Source organism: Thalassospira sp. MCCC 1A03138 (assembly GCF_002115785.1).
In the GTDB taxonomy this organism is placed as follows: Bacteria; Pseudomonadota; Alphaproteobacteria; order Rhodospirillales; family Thalassospiraceae; genus Thalassospira.
On sequence record NZ_JFJY01000001.1, the window covers coordinates 844,245 to 862,277 of the forward strand.

17 protein-coding genes and 2 riboswitches are annotated in these 18,033 nt (G+C 55.2%); of the genes, 14 read left to right on the top strand and 3 right to left on the bottom strand.

The window, feature by feature from the left end; genetic code table 11:
* Positions 1–105 precede the first annotated feature (105 nt).
* Positions 106–1,062 (top strand): AEC family transporter, encoded by a 957-nt coding sequence (locus TH468_RS03935; RefSeq protein WP_210402204.1) that lies wholly within the window; start codon positions 106–108, stop codon positions 1,060–1,062.
* Here the strand turns inward: TH468_RS03935 and TH468_RS03940 are convergent.
* Positions 1,052–2,908: an ABC transporter ATP-binding protein/permease gene (locus TH468_RS03940; protein ID WP_085642270.1), complete on the bottom strand. Its 1,857-nt coding sequence runs from the start codon at positions 2,906–2,908 to the stop codon at positions 1,052–1,054. The two genes, TH468_RS03935 and TH468_RS03940, sit on opposite strands and share 11 nt — an antisense overlap.
* Before the next feature lie 304 nt (positions 2,909–3,212).
* Between TH468_RS03940 and TH468_RS03945 the strand changes: the two genes are divergently transcribed.
* The 5 genes from TH468_RS03945 to TH468_RS03965 all read left to right on the top strand — a co-directional run bounded on the left by TH468_RS03945 (position 3,213) and on the right by TH468_RS03965 (position 6,858).
* Positions 3,213–4,499 carry a glutamate-5-semialdehyde dehydrogenase gene (locus TH468_RS03945; protein WP_085642271.1) on the top strand — a complete coding sequence of 429 codons (1,287 nt, stop codon included), beginning with the start codon at positions 3,213–3,215 and terminating at the stop codon, positions 4,497–4,499.
* Positions 4,496–5,104 carry a nicotinate-nucleotide adenylyltransferase gene (locus tag TH468_RS03950; protein WP_085642272.1) on the top strand — a complete coding sequence of 203 codons (609 nt, stop codon included), beginning with the start codon at positions 4,496–4,498 and terminating at the stop codon, positions 5,102–5,104. The genes TH468_RS03945 and TH468_RS03950 overlap by 4 nt, the downstream gene beginning before the upstream one ends.
* Before the next feature lie 54 nt (positions 5,105–5,158).
* On the top strand, positions 5,159–5,548 hold the full coding sequence (rsfS, locus tag TH468_RS03955; protein ID WP_007089093.1) for a ribosome silencing factor: 390 nt from the start codon (positions 5,159–5,161) through the stop codon (positions 5,546–5,548).
* Between the two features lie 92 nt (positions 5,549–5,640).
* Positions 5,641–6,099 (top strand): 23S rRNA (pseudouridine(1915)-N(3))-methyltransferase RlmH, encoded by a 459-nt coding sequence (gene rlmH / locus TH468_RS03960; protein ID WP_085642273.1) that lies wholly within the window; start codon positions 5,641–5,643, stop codon positions 6,097–6,099.
* 102 nt (positions 6,100–6,201) lie between these two features.
* Positions 6,202–6,858 (top strand): hypothetical protein, encoded by a 657-nt coding sequence (locus tag TH468_RS03965; protein ID WP_085642274.1) that lies wholly within the window; start codon positions 6,202–6,204, stop codon positions 6,856–6,858.
* Between the two features lie 6 nt (positions 6,859–6,864).
* Here the strand turns inward: TH468_RS03965 and TH468_RS03970 are convergent, their stop codons facing one another.
* Complete coding sequence (locus TH468_RS03970) at positions 6,865–7,398, bottom strand: dihydrofolate reductase family protein (RefSeq protein WP_085642467.1); 534 nt, start codon at positions 7,396–7,398, stop codon at positions 6,865–6,867.
* A gap of 152 nt (positions 7,399–7,550) precedes the next feature.
* Positions 7,551–8,966 (bottom strand): L-serine ammonia-lyase, encoded by a 1,416-nt coding sequence (locus TH468_RS03975; RefSeq protein WP_007089097.1) that lies wholly within the window; start codon positions 8,964–8,966, stop codon positions 7,551–7,553.
* A gap of 70 nt (positions 8,967–9,036) precedes the next feature.
* A riboswitch (glycine riboswitch) is annotated at positions 9,037–9,163 on the bottom strand.
* Between the two features lie 3 nt (positions 9,164–9,166).
* Positions 9,167–9,266, bottom strand: a riboswitch (glycine riboswitch).
* Positions 9,267–9,540: 274 nt separating this feature from the next.
* Between TH468_RS03975 and gpmI the strand changes: the two genes are divergently transcribed.
* The 8 genes from gpmI (at position 9,541) to TH468_RS04015 (ending at position 18,006) form a co-directional block, all read left to right on the top strand.
* On the top strand, positions 9,541–11,133 hold the full coding sequence (gpmI, locus tag TH468_RS03980; RefSeq protein WP_085642275.1) for a 2,3-bisphosphoglycerate-independent phosphoglycerate mutase: 1,593 nt from the start codon (positions 9,541–9,543) through the stop codon (positions 11,131–11,133).
* The gene (locus TH468_RS03985) at positions 11,111–12,460 is read left to right on the top strand and encodes a murein hydrolase activator EnvC (RefSeq protein ID WP_246832203.1); all 1,350 of its coding nucleotides are present in this window, start codon (positions 11,111–11,113) and stop codon (positions 12,458–12,460) included. Before gpmI ends, TH468_RS03985 begins: the two co-directional genes overlap by 23 nt.
* Entirely contained in the window at positions 12,457–13,761 is a 1,305-nt protein-coding gene (locus TH468_RS03990) for a S41 family peptidase (protein WP_037990521.1), read from the top strand. The genes TH468_RS03985 and TH468_RS03990 overlap by 4 nt, the downstream gene beginning before the upstream one ends.
* Before the next feature lie 101 nt (positions 13,762–13,862).
* The gene (locus tag TH468_RS03995; RefSeq protein ID WP_085642276.1) at positions 13,863–15,326 is read left to right on the top strand and encodes a divergent polysaccharide deacetylase family protein; all 1,464 of its coding nucleotides are present in this window, start codon (positions 13,863–13,865) and stop codon (positions 15,324–15,326) included.
* A gap of 38 nt (positions 15,327–15,364) precedes the next feature.
* Complete coding sequence (locus TH468_RS04000; protein ID WP_085642277.1) at positions 15,365–15,961, top strand: RNA pyrophosphohydrolase; 597 nt, start codon at positions 15,365–15,367, stop codon at positions 15,959–15,961.
* Positions 15,962–16,047: 86 nt separating this feature from the next.
* Entirely contained in the window at positions 16,048–16,239 is a 192-nt protein-coding gene (locus tag TH468_RS04005; RefSeq protein WP_007089103.1) for a hypothetical protein, read from the top strand.
* A 75-nt stretch (positions 16,240–16,314) separates the two neighbouring features.
* Complete coding sequence (locus TH468_RS04010) at positions 16,315–17,121, top strand: methyltransferase domain-containing protein (RefSeq protein WP_085642278.1); 807 nt, start codon at positions 16,315–16,317, stop codon at positions 17,119–17,121.
* Between the two features lie 48 nt (positions 17,122–17,169).
* Positions 17,170–18,006, top strand: coding sequence for an alpha/beta fold hydrolase (locus TH468_RS04015; RefSeq protein WP_085642279.1), 837 nt, complete (start codon positions 17,170–17,172; stop codon positions 18,004–18,006).
* Positions 18,007–18,033 lie beyond the last annotated feature (27 nt).

An 18,033-nucleotide genomic window follows, 5' to 3' on the forward strand; every position in this document is an offset into this window, starting at 1 on the left:
GACCCGTCTGCCATTGCACGGGATATGTAATGAAATCAAATATTTTTGGCACAACCGCGGTCTGTCGATCAGACAATCCGCGCCGGTTTCGGAATATGCCCCAATATGCTTGATATTCTGGCGATCACCAGCCCCATCTTCCTGATTATCGCACTGGGTTATGTCGCGGTCAGGCAAAATATCATCGCGCAGGATGTCGCGCGCGGCATGGGGTCGTTCGTGATGAATTTTGCCCTACCGGCCCTTCTGGTCAAAACCCTTTCAGGGCGGCCAATTGCCGACATCATTCACGGCGAATTTCTGATTGCCTATGGCGGCGGCTCGTTAATCATTCTGACAATCGGGATTGCCTATACGCGCTTTATCGCCCGGAAATCCTTTGCCAATGCGACCCTGCAGGGTTTGGGCATGTCATTCTCCAATAGCGGATTTATCGGCTATCCGATCGCGCTTCAGGTGCTGGGCCCACCGGCAGCGATAGCATTAACACTGTGCGTGATGATCGAAACGCTGGTGATGATGCCGCTGGTTCTTGTGCTGGGCGACAGTGCGAACAATAACGGACAGGGACGGCTTCAGGTTCTTGGCACGGCATTAAAAAACCTTTGCAAAACACCTATCATCATCGCGATTTTTGCAGGCCTTTGTCTTTCGCTGACCGGGATTGAATTGCCCGCCCCGGCCCTGAAAGCCATCGACATGCTGGCAATGTCATCGGGACCGGTGGCGCTGTTTGTGATCGGAGCGGGTCTTGTCGGGCTTAAAATCCGGGGTATGCGCGTTGATATGGCGCGGATCGTTACTGGCAAACTGATCCTGCATCCGCTGATCGTATTTTCCCTTGTCTGGTTGATGCCACCGATGGAGCCGGTCCTGCAAATTGCCGCGGTCAGTTTTGCCTGTTCGCCGATGCTGAGCATCTATGCTGTCTTTGGACAACGTTATGGCCATGAAGGATTGTGTGCCGCATCGCTTATGATCGCAACGTCACTATCCTTCATCACCATATCAACCGCCCTTTGGCTGCTTGACACCACGCAGGTTTTTGGACCTATGCCTTGACATCCCCAGCATGGGCAAGGATTTCTTCAGCCTCGCGGATTTCCTGCTGCTGGGCCCACATTTCAGCATAAAGCCCGTCATGTGCCAGAAGGTCCTGATGGCGGCCGCGTTCGGCGACCTGCCCGTCGCGCAGAACGATGATTTCATCGGCATCGATCACGGTCGAGAGCCGGTGCGCAATCACAAGCGTCGTATGCCCGCGCGACACATCACGAAGCGCCTGCTGGATGTCTTTTTCGGTGCGGGTATCAAGGGCCGATGTCGCCTCGTCAAAGATCATGACTTTCGGGCGTTTGAGCAACATGCGCGCAATCGATACACGCTGTTTTTCGCCGCCGGAAAGTTTAAGCCCGCGTTCGCCGACCATGGTTTTAAAACCCTGCGGCAAACCGGCGATGAAGCCATCGATGCTGGCGAGTTTGGCAGCATTGGTGATTTCCGCCTCTTCCGCGCCGGGACGACCATAGGCGATGTTATAGGCAATCGTATCGTTAAACAGGACCGTATCCTGCGGCACGATACCGATCGAACGGCGCAGGGATGTTTGCGATACATCGCGGATATCCTGCCCGTCAATCGTGATCCGACCGCTTGAGACGTCATAGAAACGGAACATCAGGCGGGTCAGGGTCGATTTGCCCGCCCCGCTTGGTCCGACAACAGCAACGGTTTTGCCCGCCGGAACTTCGAAACTGACACCCTTCAGAATCTGACGATCCGGGTTATAGGCGAATTTGACATCCTCGAACCGGATTGCCGCATCAGCACAAGCCAACGCAGGTGCCCCGGCCTTGTCTTCGACTTCCTTTTCGACATCGAGCAACGAAAACATGCGTTCCATGTCGGTCAGCGACTGCTTGATCTGCCGATAGACAAAACCAAGGAAGTTCAGCGGCATGTAAAGTTGCAGCAGATAGGTATTCACCAGCACGAAGTCGCCCACTGTCATATTGCCGTCCTGAACGCCCTTGGCCGCCAGAAGCATGTTCAGAACCAGACCAACCGCGATGATTGCACCCTGCCCGATATTGAGTTTGGACAGAGATTCCTGGGATTTCACCGCCGCGGTCTCGTAACCGCGCAGGGCATTGTCATAGCGACGGGATTCGTGATCCTCATTATTGAAATATTTGACCGTTTCATAATTGATCAGGCTGTCGATGGCCTTGGTGTTGGCCTCGTCATCGCGCTGGTTCATTTCGCGGCGGAACTTCATCCGCCATTCGGTGACGATCAGGGTAAAGGCGATATAGATCACGATGGTGACAAAGGTGATCAGCGCGAACCAGAAATCATACAGCACCCACAGAATGCCCGAGACCATGAAGATTTCAAGCAGGGTCGGCAGGATGTTGAACAGCATGAAGGATAAAAGGAATTCAATCCCCTTGACCCCGCGTTCGATCGCGCGCGAAAGCCCGCCCATCTGGCGATCCAGATGGAACCGCAGCGACAGGGCATGCAGATGCTCAAAGACACCGAGGGCGGATGTCCGGATGGCGCGTTGCGCGACCTTGGCAAACACCGCATCGCGCAATTCCCCGAAGGCCGAGGATAAAACACGCACAAGCCCATAGGCGACGATGATGCCCACCGGAACAACGATCAGCGATGTCGTATCGGCCCCAGTTGTACCCGTCCCGGCCTTCGCACCGCCACCCAGCGCATCAACCGCGTGCTTGTAAAGAACCGGCACATAAACATTGGCGACCTTCGCCCCGACCAGAAACAAAAGGGCAATAACCACACGAACCTTGAGTTCGAACTCGCCACGCGGCCACAGATACGGCAGAAAAGTTTTAACAACACCAAATTCAGCGCGGGCTGTTGGCTGGTTATCACCCATGTTTTTCAAGTTCTTATCCCCTGGCAGGTACCATGCGGCTTGTCCGGCACGGCCCTGAATTCCTGATTGATGGCCCGTCCCCAAAAAACAACAGATGGCGCCGAATCAATGATTTGGCAAGCAAGTCACACAAGAAAGCGTGTGCTGCGGCCTAAGGGATAATTGGCAGAACGTTGATTTATCGACGCTACACGATTGCAGTTGCGCAGTCAGAGGGATATTTTGTCAAATTGTCGATAATTTTACGATAAGCCCGCCCTGTAAATTCCGGCGCGGGAAATCTTCAAGGAACGGAAACAGGACCATGACGGCACTTGCCAGCATCGAAAACCAGGACATCGCAGCATTGATGCGCGACATGGGCATCAATGCCCGTGAAGCTTCGCTGAAACTGGCACAGGTCCCGTCCGAACCAAAAGCCGCAGCCCTTAAAGCCGCAGCACGCAAATTGCGCGAAAATGCCGATGCCATTCTGGCCGCCAACGCGCGTGACATGGAAGCAGGCCGTGCCAAGGGCCTGACACCCGCATTGCTTGATCGCCTTGCGCTTGATCCTGCACGCATCGAAAGCATGGCGTCCGGGGTTGAGGCAGTTGCCGGCCTTCCCGATCCGGTTGGTCGCGAACTTGCGCGCTGGAGCCCCGAACACAACGGGCTCGATATCGCTTGCGTGTCCGTGCCGCTTGGCGTGATCGGCATCATTTATGAAAGCCGCCCGAATGTGACGGCCGATGCGGGTGCCATGTGCATCAAATCGGGCAATGCCGCCATCCTGCGCGGTGGTTCGGAAAGCTTCCATTCATCCCGCGCGATTTTTGACTGCATGCTTGCCGGTATTCTCGATGCCGGTTTGCCCGAACATGCGCTTCAGATGATCCCGGTGACGGATCGCGCCGCCGTTGGCGAGATGCTGAAACTGTCCGATTACATCGACGTCATCGTCCCACGCGGCGGCAAGTCGCTGATATCGCGCATTACCGATGAAAGCCGGATTCCCCTGTTCAAGCATCTGGAAGGGCTTTGCCATACCTATGTCCATGCCAGTGCGGATGTGACCAAAGTCGTCGATATCGTGGTGAATGCCAAGATGCGCCGGACCGGCATTTGCGGTGCGACCGAAACCATCCTGATTGATCAGGTGGTTGCCGATGATCTGTTGCCGAAAATTGCCGCTGCCCTTGCCGACAAGGGATGTGAAATGCGTGGCGATGCCAGCGCGCAAAAGGCAGACACCCGCATCCTGCCTGCCACGGACGATGATTGGATCACCGAATACCTTGATGCCATTGTGTCGATCAAGGTCATCAATGGCGTCGAAGAAGCGGTCAATCATATCAACACATATGGATCGCATCACACCGACGCCATTTTGGCCGAGGATACCGATGCGACCGCGACATTCCTCAATGGTGTTGATTCCGGCATCGTGATCGTCAATGCATCGACACAGTTCGCTGATGGCGGCGAATTTGGCATGGGGGCCGAGATTGGCATTTCGACGGGCAAGCTGCATGCACGCGGCCCGGTCGGAGTCGAACAGCTGACCAGCTATAAATACATCGTGCGCGGCACCGGCCAGACCCGCCCATGAGTTTTTCGACGCCCAGAAGTCATAGTGCCCCGCCCCGCGTCGGATTACTGGGCGGGTCGTTTAACCCGGCGCATGAAGGGCATCTGCATATATCGCTGGAAGCCTTGAAAACCCTGCAACTTGATGCAGTCTGGTGGCTGGTGTCGCCGCAAAACCCACTCAAGCCCGCCCAGGGTATGGCCGACCTTGCCGACCGGTTCGATTCGGCGCTGATGCTGGCAAAGCATCCCCGCATTGTTGTTTCTGCAATTGAATCAGAACTGGGAACCCGTTATACGGCCGACACTCTCGCAGCCTTGCAGCGTCGTTTTACCCGAACGCGGTTCGTATGGCTGATGGGGGCGGACAATCTGGCCCAGTTTCATAAATGGAAATGGTGGGACAGGTTGATTTTGCGCGCTCCCATTGCGGTTCTTGACCGCGAGGGGTATTCTAACAAGGCATTGTCCGGGACGGCAGCCAAGCGTATGGAACGCTGGCGCATCCAATCGGACAGGGCGGGTTTGCTGGCCGATCTCGATGTTCCGGCCTGGGTTTACCTGCCAATAAAGCGCCATCCGGCTTCTTCGACCGCAATCCGCGCCGAAGGCAGATGGCAGGTTTGACCGGCGGGAGTTCCCCGGATCCGAAACGGATCGGGCTCTCTTGCGTAAATTGAGGTGGCGACCATAGGTACCGCAAAAAAGACTCTGACCCCGGGCGAGCTTCTTGCCCTTATCCAGAGCACGCTAGAAGACGACAAGGCCGAAGACCTTGTCACCATTAATTTGATCGATAAAACCTCCCTTGCCGATCATATGATCATTGCAACCGGGTCATCCTCCAGACGGGTGGCGTCGATGGCAGAGCATATTGTCGAAAAGCTGAAAGAAGCAGGTCAGGGCCGTGCCCAGGCCGAAGGCAAGGAACAGGGCGACTGGGTTCTGGTTGATGCCGGCGATGTCATCGTCCATCTGTTCCGCCCGGAAGTTCGCGCTTTCTACAACATAGAACAGATGTGGGGCGTTGAAAATCCGGCGCTTAAACAGCAGGCGGCGCGACTGTATTAATACAGTCCGCCCCGGTTTGCCCTGCTCACCGCGGGGATTGGCCATCGGTGGCCCAAAGCGGGCCGGAGGCGGGCCGGAGCCGGATCGGAAAGATGCAAATTACCCTTGCTGCAGTGGGCCGGATGAAGAACGGCCCCGAGAAAGATCTTTTTGACCATTACGCAGCCCGCCTGCGCTGGCCCTTTGTCGTACGGGAAGTCGAAGAGAAGAAAAAGCGGCCCCCCAATCAGCTTAAAGACCGCGAGGCGGAGCTGTTGCTGGGCGTCATTCCCGATAATGCCTTTCTGGTCGCGCTTGACGAGCATGGCCGCGAATATGGCTCCATCGATTTCGCCGCAAAGCTTGAAGGCTGGATCGATCAATATGCCGGAAATATCGTCTTTGCCATTGGCGGGGCCGACGGGCATGGGGACGCCATCAAAACACGCGCCAATACGCTTTGGTCACTTGGCAAGGCGACATGGCCCCATATGCTGGTGCGCGCCCTTATTGCCGAACAGCTTTTTCGCGCCCACGCCATCCAGACCAATCATCCCTATCACCGGGAATAACCCCTAAAGTCACCAAAAGCATTGGTTCCCCCACTCTTGGATAAGTTGTTTCAAAATTTGTCCGTGAGTATTCATTTATCTGTTTGAGAAGGGGAATTAACGATGCAAACCAAATGCTTAAAGGTCGTCGCCGTTATTGGCCTAGCGATGCTTACCGGCGCGTGCGCAGCTTCACGTAGCGTTGTCGAAATTCAGGAACCAGCCAAAATCGAAAACCCGGCGACCGGTCCAGCCGTCAAAATCGTTTCGGTCGAAGACAAACGCCAGTTCGAGATTGATCCATCCACGCCAGACATTCCGTCACTGTCGAATGACGAAATTGATGATGTAACCTTTACGTCGCGTGCCTATGCCCGCAAACGCAATGGTTACGGAATGGCGATGGGGGATGTTCTGCTCCCCGAAGGCAAAACCGTTGCAGATGCCGTCAACAAGGCAATTTCAAACGGCTTCAAACAGGCCGGATACCGTGTTCTTGAACCGGGGGACGCCGAGTATGACAGCGCCGACGCCGTCGATGCCGACCTGATCAGGTTCTGGTCATGGTTCGAACCCGGTTTCTGGCAGGTCACGGTGCATAACAAGTCTGAAGTGACGTTGAAAGGCAACGAACTGAACAAGGGCGAACCGGTTACAGTCACCGACAGCTATCAGGAAAAGATGCAGATGGTCCTCGACAGCGACTGGCAAAGCAGTGCTGTTAATGCCCTACGCGAACTTTCATCAAAGATTGCCGAAAAACTGGAAACGCTCAAGTAACCGGCTTTAACGCAAATCATACTGCATACGCACGACACCAGACTTGTAGTGCTCCGATGCCACCAGTTTCGGTGTCGTGCCCACAGCATCCCGGCCAAACAGCCGGATGCCATCGCCCAGAATTTCAGGGATAATGAACATTTCAAGCTGATCGACAAGGCCGCCAAACAGGAATTGGGTCACAACACTGGCCCCGCCGACGATCCAGATATCGCCGGTATCGGACCTGTCATCGCAAAGCTGGCTTGCAAGTTCCACAAGACTACCGCCATAGGCCTCTGTATTGGCCGGGCGGTTATCGGGCAAATCGCGCGATGTCAGGACAATCGTGCGGCGATCTTCATAGGGCCAGTCGCCAAATTCCATCACCTGATCAAAGGTTTTTCGCCCGATGATCAGTGTTCCCACGGCGCCCAGAAAGCCCTCGAAATTGAACTCGGCCGGATCGAATTGATCAAGCCAGTCAACCGCGCCATTGGCGCGCGCGATATAGCCATCCAGACTGACCGCGATATAGATGCGGAACAGTTTCTTTTTCATGCTTTGCCCAACCTGTTCGGGGTCTTTGCCCCGTTTTTGATTTCTCAATGATATCAGATTGCAGGCGCAAGGTGGCAAGAATCAGGCCGGATGAAAAACACCCCCGAAACGGCGGCTTCGAGGGTGTTTGGTCGGTATTTCAAACTGTCAGCTCAACATTCGACCACGTTGACATTGACCGCCAGCCCGCCCTGGCTGGTTTCCTTGTATTTGCTTTGCATATCAATGCCGGTCTGGCGCATGGTTTCGATCACCTTGTCGAGGGACACGGTATGCTGACCATCGCCGCGCATCGCCAGACGGGCAGCATTGATCGCCTTGACCGCCCCCATGGTGTTGCGTTCGATGCAGGGCACCTGCACCAGACCGCCAATTGGATCACAAGTCAGGCCAAGGTTGTGTTCCATGCCAATTTCGGCGGCGTTTTCAACCTGTTCGGGCGTACCGCCCATGACGGCACAAAGCGCGCCTGCCGCCATTGAGCAGGCCACACCGACCTCGCCCTGACAACCGACTTCGGCGGCCGAAATCGACGCACGCTTTTTATAGATCGAACCAATGGCCGCCGCCGTTAACAGGAATTCGCGTATTTTGCCCTGTGTCACATTGGCCCCGAACCGTTCGTAATAGCGCAGCACGGCGGGAATAACACCCGCCGCCCCGTTGGTCGGGGCGGTCACGACGCGCGAACCGGCAGCATTTTCTTCGTTAACCGCAAGGGCATAAAGATTGACCCAGTCGATCACGGTCAACGGGTCCTTAAGCCCCGCTTCTGGCCGTTCAGTCAGTTCAAGGTAAAGTTTGCGCGCACGCCGTTTGACATTCAACCCGCCGGGCAGGATGCCATCGGTTTTGCAGCCACGCTCAATACAATCCATCATCGCGCGATGCACGCGGTCGACAAATTCCTCGGTCTCGGCAGGTTCACGCCAGCTTTTTTCGTTTTCGGCCATGACTTCGGCAATCGACAGCTTTTCCTTTTTACAGATCGCCATCAGTTCATCGGCCGAGGAAAAGGGATAAGGCAGCGTGATATTATCGCCGGAATATTCCGCGCCGCGATCATCGCCCGAGACGATAAACCCACCCCCAACCGAAAAATATTCCTGTTTGTGCAAAACAACACCATCACGGTCAAAGGCGGTGATCCGCATGCCATTGGGATGTTCGGGCAGGCTTTCGGTCATATGGAAAACAAGGTTGGTATCCCGGTTGAAAGCAACCGGGTGCGCGCCGTAAAGCTGTAATGCGTGATCTTTATCAATCGCATCCATTGTCGGTGCGATCCGGTCTGGATCAACCGAACGCGGTCGTTCCCCCGAAAGCCCCATGATCACCGCGGTATCGGTGGCATGGCCCTTGCCGGTCAGGGCAAGCGATCCGTAAAGATCGACAATCACCGAGCCGATTTTTTCCAAAAGATTCCGGGCTTCGAGTTCCAGACAGAACCGATAGCCCGCGCGCATCGGGCCGACCGTATGCGAACTCGATGGGCCAATCCCGATGGTATAAAGATCGACAACGGAAAGATTAACGTCTTGCGGACGCTGCTTATTTTCTTCGGTCAAATGGGCCTCCCACGGCTCTTTGTCATGCGGATCAATGCCACATGACGTTATAGAACCGGTGTCTTGCCCCCTCTGTCCCTTGACCTGAGATTGTGCGCCTGTTGCCAAAAACAAAGAAGTCTTTGACGCCATGGCTTCATCCTTCGGTGGAAATATGGTGCCGGGCGTTGGCCCCGTACCGCTTTCTCTCTCCAGAGCCTCAATCCGCAACGGTCCATCTGCCTGAGAGTTTTCGGGGCTATTGCTCCTTCGGCGCCGATCTGATCGCGGGATCAAAGCGGGCTCTCCCATCGCGGTTATTCGAGGTATCACCGTAACGTCCGAGATTACAGCTAGGTGATGATCCTTGTCAAAAAGCGACTTTGCAAGCGCACAAAAAATACCCGGTCGGAAGGCTGTTCAATACCGGCATTCATGATAGATTGCGCGTTGAAAATGCTATGATTGGCAGCGTCTGATGGCGGACCCACCGCGCCCGGCGTCTTTGTACGGATGGCAAAATTACCGGAAAATAACCATCTTTACCGGTAATTCAGCCTTTTACCTTATTTCGTGTACTTTACTTCGTGGGATTATGATTGTGACTGTATCAAATACCGTAAAGCGCCCGCGTCCGGTGGTGCTGTGCATTCTGGATGGATGGGGTTATCGCGAGGAAAGCAAGGACAATGCAGTTGCATTGGCCAATACCCCTGTTTGGGACGCGCTTTATGCCAACAATCCGACCGGCTTTCTGAAAGCCTGCGGTCTTGATGTCGGCCTGCCCGAAGGGCAGATGGGCAATTCCGAAGTCGGCCATATGAATCTTGGTGCCGGCCGGGTTGTGATGCAGGAACTGCCAAAAATTGACGAGGCTGTCAAAACCGGTTCGATCGCAGATACCGATACCGTCAAAAAGGTTATCGCCAAGCTGAAAGAAAGCGGGGGTGTCTGTCATATCGCGGGGCTTCTGTCCGAAGGCGGGGTGCATTCCCATCAGGCCCATATGGCAGCGCTGGCCAAAATCATCGCATCGGCCGGTGTGCCGGTAAAAATCCATGCCTACCTGGATGGCCGCGATACCGCCCCCAAAAGTGCAGCCAAATTCCTTGAAAAATTCCGCGCACTGATTGGTGATGCCAATGTTGAAATCGTGACCGTCACCGGGCGCTACTACGCGATGGACCGCGACAATCGCTGGGAACGCGTCAGCCAGGCCTATTTCACGATGGTAAAGGGCAAGAATTACGACGATGGCCGCACCGCTGAAAGTGCCGAAGCCGCAATCAGGGCTGCCTATGATGCCGACACCACGGATGAATTCGTTCTGCCGACCGTGATTGGCGATTATGCCGGCATGAAAGACGGCGACGGGCTTTTGATGACCAATTTCCGGGCCGACCGCGCACGTGAAATTCTGGCCGCGATCTGCGGACCGGACTTTGACGGGTTTGACCGTGGCACCCCGATCAGATTTGCCGTGCAGGCCGGTATGGTTGAATATTCATCCGACCATGCAAAATATATGGATGCGATCTATCCGCCGCAGGTGTTGCCAAATATCTTTGGTGAAGTCGTTTCCAGGGCTGGCATGAAGCAGTTGCGCATCGCGGAAACCGAAAAATATCCGCATGTGTCCTTCTTCTTTAACGGCGGCGAAGAACAGGTTTTCGAAGGCGAAGACCGTATTCTGGTGCCATCGCCCAAGGTCGCGACCTATGATTTGCAGCCGGAAATGTCGGCCCCGGAAGTGACCGAAAAGCTGGTGGCGGCGATCAGGGCTGAAACCTATGACGCGATCATTCTGAACTTTGCCAACCCCGACATGGTCGGCCATAGCGGTATTTTGTCCGCCGCGATGAAGGCCGCCGAAGCGGTTGATACCTGCCTTGGGCAGGTTGTTGATGCGGTTAAATCGGTGGGCGGCGTGATGTTCGTTACCGCCGATCACGGGAACTGTGAGATGATGGTGGATCCGGAAACCGGCGAGCCGCACACCGCGCATACGCTTAATCTGGTGCCGACCATTCTGGTGAATGGACCCGAAGGCGCGACACTGGAAAATGGTCGTCTGGCCGACGTGGCACCGACTTTATTGCAGCTTCTTGGGCTGCCGCAACCGGCGGAAATGACCGGCAAACCGTTGATCAAGGGTTTGAAAGGGAATGATGCGCTTCTTGCGAACTGATCTGCGTTCCAAGACCGCCCTGCCTGCGCTGGCTGTGATTGCAGCCATGATCGCGGGCGGGGCAGCGCCGTCTTTTGCCCAGTCGCTACGCAAGGTCGACAGTCAGCTTGATAAACTTGAAAGCCAGTTGTCAGAGCAGCAAAAGCAGGAAGAATTCCTGGCGCGCAAATCGCGCGAACTCTGGACCGAGGAACAGGCGCTTCAATCCGAAGCCATTTCGGTCGCCAGACGCGCCCAGCGCCTTGAAACAACCCTGACCGATCTTGAAGATCAGCTTGCCGAACTTGAAGTGCGCGAAAAGCGGGCCGCCACCAGCCTTGAAGACAAAGCCGGGCAATATGCCCGCATCCTGATGGCCTTGCAGCGTTTGTCGACCACCCCGCCCGAAGCTGTGATCGCCCTTCCGACCAGCCCGCAGGATACATTGCGGTCAGCCATCCTGTTAAAGGCCGCCCTGCCCGGTGTTGAACAGCATGCGCGCGATTTGCGCGCCGAGCTTGAAGAAATTGGCACCCTTCGCGAAGACATCCGCACGCGCCGCAGCGAAATGGCAGCCGCCACCAAAGAATTACAGGCAGAGCGCCAGTCACTGGCCGCCCTGCTTAACGAAAAGCGCAAACTGCGTTCGGAAACCGAGGCCGAGGCCAAAATGGCATCGCGTGCCGTCAATGAACTGGCGACCGAGGCAAAATCATTGGGCGATCTTCTGGAAAGCCTGAAAAAGCGGGCGGAAGGCGTTCCCGAACCCCGCATGAAACCGGAACGCCAGATCGCCAAGCGTACGGAACCCAAACCGGCCCCGGCCCCATCGACAATTGCCAGAAACGAGCCGCCCGCCACCCCTGCGGAAAAAACAGCCCCTGCCAGCAAGGCATCATCGGCAAATGATGAAGAGCTTTCTGTCGGCAGTTCGATCACGTTGGCACACGGACAATTGCGTATGCCCGCAAGCGGCAAGGTCGTTACATTGTTTGGTGAACGGTCCCGCGGACCGGACGGATTGGCGGTTACACATTCCAAAGGGATAGAGATCGACACACGCCCAAACGCGCAGGTCGTATCGCCCTTTGACGGCAAAGTTGTATTCGCCGGGCCCTTCCGTGGCTATGGCCGCCTCTTGATTATCGAACACGGCGAAGGATACCATAGCCTTATCGCTGGTTTTGATCGGCTCGACAGTGTGGTAGGACAATATCTGTTGGCGGGTGAACCTGTTGGAATAATGGGTGAATTATCGCCTAAACTCTATCTGGAGATGCGCCATGACGGTGAAGCGATCAATCCGCTTCCCTGGCTGGCCTCGAAAAACGGCAAGGTAAGTGGATGAAAACCTCTCGATTGGCAGTATTCGCACTCGCTACCGGCATGACTTTGGGCCTTGCTTCGCCCGCGCTGGCGCAATCTTCACCAACAACATCAGCCGAAACCTATCGGCTGCTGAACCTGTTTGGCGATGTGTTTGAACAGGTGAAATCGAAATATGTCGAAGAAGTCGATGACAAGCAGCTGATCGAAGCGGCCATCAACGGCATGCTGACATCGCTTGATCCGCATTCCTCCTATCTGAATATGGATAATTTCGAGGAAATGCAGGTCGATACCCGCGGCGAGTTCGGCGGGCTTGGTATTGAAGTCACGATGGAAGAAGGCTTTGTCAAAGTCATTTCCCCGATTTATGACACGCCTGCCGAAAAGGCAGGTTTGCAACCCGGTGACTTCATCACCCATATCGATGGCAAACCGATCCGTGGTCTTGGCCTGAACGAAGCGGTTGAAATGATGCGCGGCAAGGTCAATACGGACATTATCCTGACCATCATGCGCAAGGGTGAAACCGCACCGTTTGATGTCACCCTGACCCGGGCCGTGATCAAGATCCAGTCGGTTAGATCCGAAGCAAAGGATGATGTCGGATATATCCGCATCACCAAATTCAACGAGCAGACCTTTAGCGGCCTGCAACGTGCGATCACCGAGTTGCGCGACCAGATCGGCCCGGAAATCAAGGGCCTTGTGATTGACATGCGCAACAATCCTGGTGGTTTGCTCGATCAGGCGATTTCGGTTTCGGACGCATTCCTTGATAAGGGTGAAATCGTATCAACCCGCCCGCGCGATACCGAAAATACCGAACGTTACAATGCCCGTCCGGGCGATCTTGCCGACGGACTTCCCATGATCGTTCTGATCAATGACGGTTCGGCATCCGCATCCGAAATCGTTGCCGGTGCCCTTCAGGATCACCGCCGCGCGGTCATCATGGGAACACGCAGTTTCGGCAAGGGATCGGTTCAGACAATCCTTCCGATGCCCGGCAATGTGGCACTGCGTCTGACCACGGCTCGCTATTACACGCCGTCGGGAAAATCGATCCAGGAAGTCGGCATCGTGCCTGACATCATCGTCCCGCAGGCCCGTGTCGAAAGCATCGAAGCCGCCCAGCGCCGATCCGAGGCTGATCTGAATGGTGCATTGCGCAACGAGGATGAAACCATCAGCAACGCCGAAAGCGATGCAAATGATCGCCGCAATGCCGCCGAGGAAATAGCGCTGGAAGATTATCAACTGTCCCGTGCACTTGACATGATCCGCGGCATCGCCCTGTTCGCACCCCGCCCGCAAGGGTGAGGTGCGATCCGCAGACCGAAAGAGACTGACCTTTCGTGATCAGGAAACTCATAAAATCCTTACGGTTTGGCCGAAAGAAGGAACGGGATTCTCTTGATGACATGGGCGATCCTGAAACAGATGATGTTTCAGACGCTCTGTCGGACGAGGATCTTCCCTTTAACGAGTTGCCGATCGAGGTTCAATGGGCACGTTTGCCCAAGCATCCGCCATCACGGCGCTGGTGGCTGTCAAAACTCCTGATCATTGCGCTGTTTTTAAGCCCGATTGCCGCGGCGGGTGTCGGACTTATCCCGATCCTTGATCCTGAAACCGGCTGGCGGCTGTTTCATCTTGGATCACCCAAAACCATCGTCGCCGTTCCCGGGACCGAGCGCGAGCTTCAGGAAGAAATCGCCAAAGGTGTGCGCGACGTCGAAGAACGCACGCGCGCCGAGCAGGAAGCACTGGCCAAAGCCGCTAGTGATCCCAACAATCCGCAAAGTGCCGAAGACATCGCCAGACAGCTTGAAGGCGTTTCAGATCTGGTTGGCACCCCCGGTCAGGAGGGCGCAGTGGATGGCACGACAACACCAACCCCGGAAGAACTCGCCGCCCTAGCCGAAGAAGGCGCACTTGATCAGCCGATAGAACCAGATCCCCTGCGCCCGGCTCCGCTTCCTGGTCTGGATGAAGAGGGCAGTTTCGGTCGTATTCCGCGGATTGCCGATGATGGCACGACGCCGTTTGATGCCTATAAACGGCCCTTCGAACGGGTTGAAGGCCAGCCCTATGTCGCGATCATCGTGACCGGTATAGGCTTGAACAGCACCAGAACGAAGGCGGCAATCGAAGATTTGCCGTTGAATATTTCGCTGGCGCTGTCGCCCTATGCCAACAATCTGCAACAGGTCGCCGCCGATGCCCGCGCCATGGGCCACGAGATATTCTTGCAGTTGCCGATGGAGCCGATCGACTTCCCGCTATCTGATCCCGGTCCGCGCGCGCTTTTGACCAGCCTGCCGGAAGGGGAAAACCTTGTGCGACTTGAATGGTTGCTCGCACGGTTCCCGGGCTATGCGGGTGTCGTCAGTTATCTTGGGTCGAAATTCGGAAGCCTCGATAGCGCCATCCGTCCGGTGATCGAATTCGTCGACCGGACCGGTCTTATGTATGTTGAAGGTACCAATTCCGGGTCCGTGAGCCTTGGCGCGCAATTGGCATCGAATGCCGATAGTCCGAATGCCGTTGGCAACATCATGATCGACGAAATTCCAAGTCGCCGACAAATCGACGCCCGGCTTAACGATCTGGTCGAACTGGCAAAAAGCAACGGCGTTGCCATCGGAATTGCGCAATCCTATCCGGTGACCATACAGCGCCTTCGGAACTGGTCGGCACGACTTGCCCGCCAGGGCGTTCAGCTTGCACCTGTTTCGGCGCTTGCAAAATTGCAGGTCACACCGCAGTCTGCGGACGAGGCGGAAGCCGCCCGGCGTGACGCCGCACTGGCCGAGGAACGCGCCCAAAAGGATGCCGCCCCGTCCGATACTGGTGACGGCGAAAGTGAAACAATCGAAAATTGATGACACCGCCACCGTATGCGGTTTGTCAGGGGGTATTGATGGCGAAGAAATCGGGCGGCAAATCAAAGAAGGCAGCCAAAGCCAGCGATGATCAGAAGGCCGGGGATCAGAAGATAAAAACCGGCAGCACGGACAAATCAACGCTGACCGCAGAAGACCTGCCTTATCGCCCCTGTGTCGGGATCGCGCTTTTTAACGATGAGGGACAGGTCTGGATCGGCAACCGGATCGGGTTTGAAGGCGCATGGCAATTGCCACAGGGCGGGATAGATGATGGCGAAACCGCCGAACAGGCAGCACTTCGCGAATTGTCCGAAGAAATCGGCACCGACAAGGCCGAAATCGTCGCCGAAACACCCGACTGGCTGACCTATGATTTACCCGATCACCTGATTGGCAAGGCATTTGGCGGCAAGTATCGCGGCCAGAAACAGAAATGGTTTGCCATGCACTTTACGGGTAAGGAAAAACATATCAAAATTGATGTTCACCATCCTGAATTTGATGCATGGCGCTGGACCGATTTCGGAACTTTGCCCGATCTGATTGTCCCGTTCAAAAGGCCGGTTTATTTGCAACTTGTCGAAATCTTTCGTGATGTACCTCAAAGAATTCGAAATTTGGGGACGGCATAAGACGCCACGTTATTTCTTGATCAATACGCTCAAATCGATAGATTGCAGAAAATCAAGATGCATCAGAAGTTTAGAGGAGTTCTAAGATGGGTGCGGATCGCTTGATCTTTGGTGTCCTGACGATTGTGGTGGGGATTTTCGGCCTGTTCTATGCTTCGGGATCACATGATGGATATTCCTATTTTGTGGGCCTGGCATTGTTCTTTGGTGCGGTGCTGTTCATGTTCGCACTGATCAAGGGACATTATGACCAGCTGGAAAAAGACGGGCATAAATAAGGTCTGCCGCCGAGATATCGGTAGATATCGCCTTTGAGGTTTTATTTCGGGACCGGGCAGGTTATGGATCAGAGTATGAGCAATACACACTGGGATCCTGTTCGTTACGGTCTTTTTGGCGATGAACGTCGCCGCCCGGCAAAAGACCTGATTGCCCGTCTGCCCAAACCGGCGGATGGCTTTTTGCCACGTCACATTGTCGATCTTGGCTGCGGGCCGGGATCCATCACCGCGTTGCTTGATCAGGCGTATCGCACACCGGAAAATCCCGATGTCCAGATTGTCGGGATCGATTCTTCAGCAGAAATGTTGGAAACAGCCGCCAAGCGCGACGAGAATATCGAATGGCAACAGGCCGATATCGCGCAATGGGAACCGGATAGCCCGGTTGATATCCTGTTTTCCAATGCCGCCCTGCAATGGATTCCCGAACATGCCAAACTGTTCCCCCGCCTGATACGGTTTTTGCGTCCCGGCGGGCTGTTGGCCATTCAGGTGCCGAACAATTTCCTGGCACCCAGTCATCAGTTGATTGGCGAAGCCGGAATTGAATGGCGCGATGCGGTTGCCGGGGCGACCCAGCAAATCCGGATCATGCGACCGGGCGACTATTTTGATGTCCTGTCCACCGATTGCGATGCCATTGACCTGTGGCAGACCCAGTATTGCCATATCCTGCATGGGGAAGACCCCGTTTTCGACTGGACATCATCGACCGCCTTGCGCCCGGTTCTTGCCGCCCTGCCCGATGATGATGCGCGCGCCGCATTTTGTGAAAAATACAAAACCCGCTTGAAACAGGTCTATCCGCCGCGTGATGATGGCGTCACACTGTTTCCATTCAACCGGTTATTCATGATCGCCCGCAAACGCGACGCATAAATTCGACGCTAAAGTCTCTATTGGCGGGCATTACAAACGGAGCAGCCCATGCCCGCCTTTCGTGACCATTTTATTCCCTGTTGCGGCTATGAAATTCATGTCAGGACGTGGGGCGATCCCCAAAAACCAGCCCTTGTCATGAGCCACGGTCTGGCGCGACTGGCCGATGATTTTGATCATGTCGCGCCGCATTTCACTGATACGTATTTTGTCCTGTGCCCGTCCATGATCGGACGCGGGCTTTCGGGATGGGCCAAGAATCCCGACCGGGAATATACCCTGCCCTTCTATGTCGCACAGACCTTCGAAATGCTTGAACATTTCAGGATTCCAAGCTGCAAGTGGATCGGAACGTCAATGGGCGGGTTGATCGGGCTTGCCATGACCGCCGAAGCCGCGGGATGGATCGAAAAGCTGGTTTTAAATGACATCGGACCGGAACTTGACGCTGCGGCAGTCGCACGGATCAAATCCTATGTCGGGGCCACCCCGGAATTTGAAACGATCCATGATGTCGAAGAAATCGTCAAACTGATCTATGCGCCGTTTGGCATCACCGACGAAGCCACCTGGTCATTTATTTCCGCGCGCTCGGTGCGACGTCTGCCGAACGGAAATTTCATGATGCATTATGATCCCGAAGTCATGCGCGTCTTTGCCGAACATATTGATTCTTTTGATGCATGGGATCAATTCAACGCTATTTCTTGCCCGGTGATGCTGATCAGCGGTGCGAAATCTGATCTGATTCCCCCCGCCATTGTCGAAAAAATGCGGGAACAAAAACCGGAAATGCCGATTTTAACTGTAGCAAATTGCGGACATGCACCCCATTTGAATGACGAGGAACAGATAAAAGCCATCAAGGCGTTCCTTGCCGACTGACAAACCGGGGCCGGAAACATCCAGAAT